Here is a 7,645-nt window from a genome sequence, read left to right as displayed (position 1 = left end):
TTTCTTCGCCTCTGGTTTTCTGCAGATGTGATGAGCTTATCGCAGCTGACCGAGGAATAAGCGGCTCTGTAGCGACTTATGGCATCGATCACCGTGAAGTGGCTATAGTGTTCATGATTGCTGACCTAAAAATACGGATAGGATGATTAATCGGGTCACACCTACATTATTGGTGAATTTGAAATGATGCTAAGGAATGTGGACAAGTCAGGCTGCTCGCCTTGCGAAAATAGCCTGAGTGACCCTGGCAGGGAGGTTTGCCTGGGGTGTTTTCATCTCAATCGCGTATCAACAACATGAATAAAGTTGTCGGGCACTTCTGGCAAGGCGCTGCCTTAATTTTCAGATAAGGATCTGCCGCTAGGATGAATGAATCGCTTTCACCTAGACGACTGCCATAATTGGTCTAAACGCACTGGCAGCTATTTTCCATCACTACTTCATGCGTGATGACACGTTGCGCAGAATGATGCCTTAACAGCGGACGATGTAGAAACAACCATTAACTTGCAAATTCAAAGTGAAGTTCATGGTCTGATTAAATGAACTACTAGTCTACTTTACTGGGTTTAAGATGCTTGAAGTGGGTGGGGCGTCGAACGCCCTTCACATTGCCTGAAAAGCTCAGGGTTCTGTTTTCAGCACATACCAGTCCAAGTTCAGGGCCAATGTCTGCTATTGGCACGGAGCTGCCTGTCAGATTAGGTTTGGTTCTGTGCTGTAACACTGCTAAACAGGTCTGAGCTAATAGAAATAAGAAAGTGATGAGCAAACACGGCTACAAATATTTTTTAAAACTACTAGCTGTCAGCGCCACCGCGACGCCCAGCAATGCCGTACCGGGCAGCAGGATCAGCAGCGGATGCACTGATATCGGCAGCGCCAGATAGGTTACCCAGGGCAGCACAGCCAGCGGCAGTAACGCGGCCTTTGCCCTGTGGTAAACGAAGCCCGATTCCCGGCCCGCCCCAAACCTGCGCACATCGCGCCGTACCAGACCATCAACCAGGCCTACAAACACAGCCATGACAATGAGCGGCAATGTCAGCACCAGTACCAGCAAGCGCACCATAAACGTCAATGTGGTGAAGGCTGTGGCGATCAGATAGTTTTCTGACCACACATAGGCTTGGCTTACGAAGTAGCGGAAGTCGCGGTTGGATATCTGACTGGTAGCACGCGCATGCTCGGCGGTCTGCTGTATGCGCTCAAGTAGTCCGGTCTTGACGAACATCCATTCATAGCCGGTGTCGATGAGCTGGTGGGCCGTGCGGCCCGGCTCCTGCACGATGACGCTGCGGGTAAAGTTATTCGACAGGTGTCCCAATTCGTATTGCAGCATCGCCTGCGAGTGTTGCCAGCCCTGGTCTTTCCAGAACAGATGCATGCCTGCGCATTCCACGATGATCGAGATCAGCAATGAACCAATCAACACACCAACCAACCTGAATGGCAAGGTGATGACACTGGCCAGCAGGCTTTTCCTGCGTGTCTGCTGATGTTGTGCCGTAGCCGCTGGATCGCTCATGGCGCTTTACCCTCGTCGATAATAGGGTCGGCATCCTCATCAAGCAGTTCAGGCGGTAGCGCTTGCTCCTGTAGCGTAGGCGAGCCATGGTTCTGCCACCATTGACCGGTATCGGTGTAGCTTTGGCGCATGTAGCCTGCCAATTGCTGAAGATCGGTCGGCATGATTTCGTCTGGATCGGGGGCGGGCAGGGGCATGCGGACTTTCCACAGGTTGCCACCCTGCAGCAGCGCAAAGCATTGCCCTTTCGGAAGTTGAACAACGTGTGACGGCTCAATCATCGGCACGCTCGACATGCTGATGCGATCCTGTGTGTTACTGGTGAAGTCGGTTTTGGTGTTGATGTCGGAGCTGTCTGTTGCGCCACTGACCACAGTCGTGGTGTAGACCTCCACCTTCGGCAGTTGCTTGGTGAGCAGTTCGGCGGTGGCTGTCTCGCGCACGCGCAGCATGAACAGGTTGTTGAAGTTTCCGACGACTTGACCCGCTTTGGCGCGATTGCCAATGCGTGCTTCGATATCGCTCAGGGTTTGAGTGTAGGCGGTGACCTGGATGCCGGCACCGCCACCTTTGTTGATCATCGGGATGAATTCGTTCCCCATCAACTCATTGAATTCATCGGCATGGACGTTGATTGGTACTTTGGTGTCAGCCGATGCGCCGGGCAGGCCGTCGTCGATACCGAATTTGTAGATGTGTCCGGCTACAGAGACCATATCGCTGAACATCGAGTTGCCCACTGCGGCGGCGACTTCGGCATCCGATAGCGCATCGAGTCCGACGTAGACTACTGCGCGTTTCCTGATGATCTGCATCCAGTCGAAAATTGGCCTGGGGTCGTTCAGATCCGAATAGTTCGGTGCCAGCAACTGGGCGATTTTGCCGCTGGTGAGTTTTTCAAGCAGGGGCAACAGGCTGGCGACGATCTTGTCGAAATAGGTTTTGTCGTAGCGAACCGCCGATCTCAAGCCATCCAGTACAGGGTCGTAGTTACGGGCCTGGCTGAGGTATTGCTCAAGAGCGACCACGCGCTTTTCGCGGCCGATCATGTTTCGGGGAATGTTTTTCTCGTTGAGTTTGGCTTCAATCTGAACGATGACCTCCCAGGCCTTGGGTTCCGTCTGGGCGAAGTAGTGCTGTGCGTATTCGATGAACAAGGCGTCGATATTGATGACGTGGCGTTGGATCAGCATGTAGTCTGGTCGTTGCCCCAGTTCAATCAATGCCCTGGCGATGATGTTGACGAACCGCCAGGCAAATTCCCGGAAGGCCGCGCTGTTTCCTTCTCCCGATAGCTGGCCCGAGATACGCGTCGCAACCTCGGAAATTCGCCCGAAGCGGCCTACCGCGTTGTAACGGGCGCTGATCTCCGGCCACCCCAGATGGAACACGTAGAACGCGTTCTCCCTGCCTGCGCGTCTTGCTTCGACGAACATCCTCTTGAGCAGATCTGCGTCTCCTTTAGGGTCGAAAACAATGACCACTTCATGTTCGCCGAGGGGATTCTTTCGACGAATGTCCTGGGTGATGAACAATTCGGCCAGCCGCGTTTTACCTACTCGCGTGGTGCCCAGGACGAGTGAGTGGCCAACGCGTTCGCCCAGCGGCAGACTGACGTCGACTTCCTCCGGCTCGATGCCATGCAGGCGCGGCAACCCGCCGACAGGCGGTAATGGCCGTACCGGATTGAGTGGGATGTCCCAGGTCGTGAGGCGGGGCAGTTGCGACAGCGGAAAGGGTGCGAACTCCAGTCGTTCCTCCAGATGGCGTGCAAACAGGTAGGCGGGGGTCGGCTCCACATAGCGTCTGAACTCGGGTCGGTAGGTCTGCATCAATCTGTGGGTGTGTTTTTGTTCCCAGCGAAACCCTTTGCCAATGAACAAGCGTTGTTGGCTGACAGGGACATCCTTGCTTGTCATCACGTAACGTGGCAGGCGACGGATATTGCGGCGGTAGCGCAGGATCACCTGCGCATCGCGCCAGCGCAGTACGCCAAAAAAACCGAATGCCAGTGCGCTACCGATGCCGATGTCCGGAGTCAGCGCAAGCGACCACGGTGCAGTCATGCACAGCAGCGCGGCTCCGGCACAAACCGCAACGGTGTAGAGCTCCACAGGAGGGCGCAGCAGTACCTCGACCGGCTGGGTCTGTGCCATCGTGTTATTGCTTAATACCCGTGCTGGTGATGAGCACGGGGTAATGGCGCAGGCCAAGGCGTTCGGCCAGGTCATCGGCGGCAACGGGTGCAAGCTGCAGGCCCGGCGCGGCTGCGCGCAGGCGTACCAGACCGTCCTCAGTCTCTACGTTGACGACCAGACCGACGGCACCACGCTCGCGCAATGATGCGCCCTGGAGTTGCAGCCACACATGGGATGACTCATCGTCGCCGACCAGGAAGAACGGCTGCAGACCAGGAGCGTCAATGATCCGTGGTGCTACGGTGCCAGGTGTGAGTTTCGGGCTACGCACTGGCAGCATGTCCGCTTCGGTGGCTGGATTGACCTGCACCGAGGGGAATGCAATAGGGGGGCGTGGCGTACCAGAACGTGCCTGAAGGCTGAGCGCTTCGTAGTACGGCAGGGCGGATGCCCCGCCCAGATCTTTCACCACGATGGGCGGTTGTGCCGCGTGCAGCAACGGCGGTACGGTGGTGAGGGTCAGGAGCAGGCCGTATACGGCAGCGATATGAGGCATCATGGGGAGGTCTCCTTTCTGATAGTCGTGGCGAACAATTGCTGTTGTGGCCCTAATACGCGCTGAAGGTGCTGCGACACACTGCGGCGGTAGCGTGCCGCCGGAGCACCTCCAGCGGGTCGGTGGTAGCGACCAATCGCCAGCAGCCAGTCTTCGCCGGGTGTGTGCTGCTCTTTGAGGATCTGTGCCGCGACAGCCAGGTTGTTGTACGGATCGAGTAATTCGCAGGGTTGGCCGTAGCGGTGCTTCTGCCAACCGAGATTGATCTGCCCCAGACCCACGTCGATGCGGGTAGGTGGTACGTCTTGTAGCGCCTGATGCACTCCTGCGCAGGCTTGCGCCTGGCTGGCATATCGGCGTGACTGACCGGCGACATTCAGCGACCACGGCCACGGCACGATGCGTTCTCTCCGGTACACGCCACTTTCCTGCAACGCCACGGCATACAGGACGACGGAGGGAATACCTGCGCGTTGAGCGGCCAACTGGTAGGCGGGAGGGGGGATTTCCTGCGCCTGGGCCAGACTGGTCAGCAGCAGGTACACCAGTAGTACATTCAGGCGCTGCATGGCGTTCAGGGCTGGCGTTGCCATTGACCATTGATCTGTCTGAGACTGGCAGGCAGTTCTCCTGGCATGCCCAGAGACAACCAGCGACCAGCATCGTGGTTCAGGGTGATGGTGCCGTTACGCACCCGTACCGGGTCGATCCAGGCACGCTTGGCCCAATCGCGGATACGCGCATCGTCTTGCCGCGAGCCGACCATGTACAGGTCGAATTCAGTACCGGAGGCTTGCAGGCGTTGTACGTGCTCGGCGCACGTAAGGCAGTCATCTTTGACGAACACTGCCGTGCGGCTGCTGCCGGTCATTGCGTTGCTGTAAGGGGCGGCATCCGGCAGGTTCACCCGCTGCATGCCGGGGTTCAGCCTTTGCCAAGCCTCATCGTAAGCACGCTGATAGGCCAGCAGCTTTTCAACGCGACGTGCTTCTGCCTGTACTTGCAGTTCGGCATAGCGTTGTCGTTCGTCGTCACTGCGTGCCTCGATGCCCAATGCCGATAGTGGATCGAGGTTGGGTGAGTATGTGCCGAGCGGCCCCTCCATGATTTTGCGGTAACGCTGCCATTCCTCAGTGTTCAGGCCCCAGTCCTGAGCCAGGTGCTCGTCTCGGTGCTGTTCGACCTGAGTCGGCACGATACGGGACTGCATCGTGGTGGGTTGCTGTGCCATCGTGGGGAGTGGAAGGGCTGTCACCGCAACTGCGATGAGGATCGTCATCAGGCGTTTCATGGTCTTCTCCATCAGGGGATCGCTAGGCGGCGTGTCTGTCCGGCGCGGCTGAAAATTGCGGTGTCACCCTCAATGGCATCCAGTCGCCACTGGTCCACGGTTTCGCCGAGCGACACGAGCTGGATTTGGTTGGATAACAGCTTTCCGCTGGCAGGTGCCAGCGAGACCATGCGTTGTCCCGCACGTAGTTCCAGCCCCAAAATGCGGAACGGGAATGGCATTTTTCTGGGCGCTGTCGCTGCAGGGCTGGCAGTGCTGTGGGTGGTTGGCGGGCTCGGGCGGGCAACGTCCAGTTGAGACTTGAGCCGCTCAAGCTCGTCACGAAGGGTTTGCACGGCTTGTGTGGAAGCCTGGTTTTCCTGCATCTGCTCGATTTGAGCGAGGCGATTTTCCAGATTCTGCTGTAATTCCCGTAGGGCTGTAGTGCTGGCAGGGAGAGTGTGCGTTTGAAGTACCTGCATGCTGTCGGCCAGCTCTGTCACGCTTTCTTCCAGTACGTGAATTTGCTGCATGCTGGCATCGACCTGTTTCCGTTCGGCGAGCTCGGCTATCGCGCGATAGCTCAGGCCGATAAAAACCGTGAGTACACTCAACCACGCATAGATCAGGAACCAGGAGACTGCGGCTGCCGTGCGCTTCAATCTTGTAGGTGCGTTGTTCATGGCTGACCTCCTGTGGGTAGGGCGGCTTTACCTGCCTTGACGGCAGGGAGGCCGCTGGGAGCTGCACTGACCTCGCTATCTGTGCTGGCGCGTACAAAGCACACCTGTCGCACTCGGTCATCGACCTGCATATCCCACGCTGAGCCAACCAGAGTCAGCAGAGCGTCACGTAGGGTCATTGGCCCCATGTACAGGTGAGCGGCGGGGAGTGGAAGTGAGTACAGTTCAGCGAGGGTTTGTGCTGTTTCACAGAGCTGGTAACCGCTGCGTTTGAGTACATGCCGCAGGCCATCACCTACGGTGGCTCGAGCATCTTCGGGTATTGACACGTCAATGACCTGTAGCAGCAGGTCGCGTTGCACCGCATTGGGTGCCAGTTCAACAAGGGTATAGCGCCCGTAGCGCACGATTGGGATGAAGTTCGGCGTCGCGTCGGGAACCGGGGAGACGGCTTTAATGGGCGGTGAGGGGGGCGGGGCAGTGGTTATTGTGCATCCACTGCTCAAGGCTGCAATGATCAGCAGATGACTGACGAACAGCCGCCGGGTTGAGTGTGTGGGTGACATGGTTCAGCTCTCTATGGCGATGAGCTGCTACCTTCGTCTGAGGCGTGGGTTTGATCAGCAAAGAATGCGGATTGGGTGCCTTCCTATTTTGCGTCGTTGACGCAGACGAAGTGGGGGGGATGATGATTCCAGCTCTGCAATTCGCTGAGCTACGCAAGGGCCTGATGCTGTAGTTTTATCAATCGGCGGGGCGAGTTCAACATATGTCAGTATTTTCCGAGAATTGACCCAACGTTCCCTTGCGTGGTTTCCATGCGCCTCTTGGAAATCGGGCCCCCCGAGGGAGCATCATGGAGAAGATCACGTTCACCAAGTTTGCAATCTATGCTGTACGCCCCCAAGATATGCGAGATACCGTGGCTGCCCTGCTTCCTATGCAAGATCACCTCGACGACTACAAGGTGTTCGTGCTCAAGTACTGCACGAACTCGGGCGAGTGCCACAAGCCCGCCCTGTGCCTGTATGGGGAGCTGACGGGTGATCAGGCATGCACAAGAGCGCAGGAATGGCTGAACGAGGCGCGCAAGGGCGGCCCCCTGTCTGGTAAAGCATGACGCAAGAGTGATATTTTCGAACATTCTGGCGATATCGTGCAAAGAACCGCCTTGTTTATATCTGTCCCAGATAAGTGTTTTCTATTCTGGCGTGTAGATAAGCTCATTCTTCGTTTCATGGCAACGTCTCCTTCGTTTAAGGGTAGCGTTGCATCGATCCGTTGAGCCTACAGTCAGTGGTGGTCATAGCCATACATGGCACAAAACGGGCATTTATGACACTGGTTTTCCTAGGCGGTATGGTTCTTATATTTGCAATAGAATGGAAATTTTTTACAACAATTAGCGGTTGCATTACACTTCCTGTATTCGTTCGTCAGTCTTTTTCGTAAGACAGTTTGGCCTTTATA

Annotated in this window: 8 protein-coding genes and 1 pseudogene; 1 reads left to right on the top strand and 8 read right to left on the bottom strand. The window is 56.5% G+C overall.

From position 1 onward, the window contains the following. Positions 1-778: 778 nt before the first annotated feature. The 7 genes from EDI29_RS22120 to pilL2 all read right to left on the bottom strand — a co-directional run bounded on the left by EDI29_RS22120 (position 779) and on the right by pilL2 (position 6,741). Positions 779-1,528: a TIGR03747 family integrating conjugative element membrane protein gene (locus tag EDI29_RS22120; protein ID WP_137742605.1), complete on the bottom strand. Its 750-nt coding sequence runs from the start codon at positions 1,526-1,528 to the stop codon at positions 779-781. Then, on the bottom strand, positions 1,525-3,684 hold the full coding sequence (gene traD, locus EDI29_RS22115) for a type IV conjugative transfer system coupling protein TraD (RefSeq protein ID WP_137742604.1): 2,160 nt from the start codon (positions 3,682-3,684) through the stop codon (positions 1,525-1,527). The genes EDI29_RS22120 and traD overlap by 4 nt, the downstream gene beginning before the upstream one ends. 4 nt (positions 3,685-3,688) lie before the next feature. After that, entirely contained in the window at positions 3,689-4,225 is a 537-nt protein-coding gene (locus EDI29_RS22110; protein ID WP_137742603.1) for an integrating conjugative element protein, read from the bottom strand. Then, complete coding sequence (locus EDI29_RS22105; RefSeq protein WP_137742602.1) at positions 4,222-4,815, bottom strand: transglycosylase SLT domain-containing protein; 594 nt, start codon at positions 4,813-4,815, stop codon at positions 4,222-4,224. Before EDI29_RS22105 ends, EDI29_RS22110 begins: the two co-directional genes overlap by 4 nt. After that, a complete protein-coding gene (locus tag EDI29_RS22100) occupies positions 4,797-5,477 on the bottom strand; it encodes a TIGR03759 family integrating conjugative element protein (RefSeq protein ID WP_455650778.1) in 681 nt (226 codons plus the stop codon). Before EDI29_RS22100 ends, EDI29_RS22105 begins: the two co-directional genes overlap by 19 nt. Positions 5,478-5,524: 47 nt before the next feature. Then, entirely contained in the window at positions 5,525-6,106 is a 582-nt protein-coding gene (locus EDI29_RS22095) for a hypothetical protein (protein WP_241664984.1), read from the bottom strand. A gap of 65 nt (positions 6,107-6,171) precedes the next feature. Then, positions 6,172-6,741 (bottom strand): PFGI-1 class ICE element type IV pilus protein PilL2, encoded by a 570-nt coding sequence (pilL2, locus tag EDI29_RS22090; RefSeq protein WP_137742599.1) that lies wholly within the window; start codon positions 6,739-6,741, stop codon positions 6,172-6,174. 290 nt (positions 6,742-7,031) lie between these two features. Here pilL2 and EDI29_RS22085 point away from each other — a divergent pair, with 290 nt between their 5' ends. Continuing rightward, complete coding sequence (locus EDI29_RS22085; RefSeq protein WP_137742598.1) at positions 7,032-7,295, top strand: hypothetical protein; 264 nt, start codon at positions 7,032-7,034, stop codon at positions 7,293-7,295. On the opposite strand, the pseudogene EDI29_RS23300 reads toward EDI29_RS22085, so the two are convergent. Further along, a pseudogene (locus EDI29_RS23300) lies at positions 7,273-7,472 on the bottom strand (hypothetical protein); the annotation flags it as partial. The gene EDI29_RS22085 and the pseudogene EDI29_RS23300 overlap by 23 nt on opposite strands. Between the last annotated feature and the right edge of the window lie 173 nt (positions 7,473-7,645).

It is taken from the genome of Pectobacterium polonicum (assembly GCF_005497185.1).
Taxonomy (GTDB): Bacteria; Pseudomonadota; Gammaproteobacteria; order Enterobacterales; family Enterobacteriaceae; genus Pectobacterium; species Pectobacterium polonicum.
Note: the sequence above shows the minus strand (reverse complement) of the source record. Positions and strands in the feature narration are given on the sequence as shown.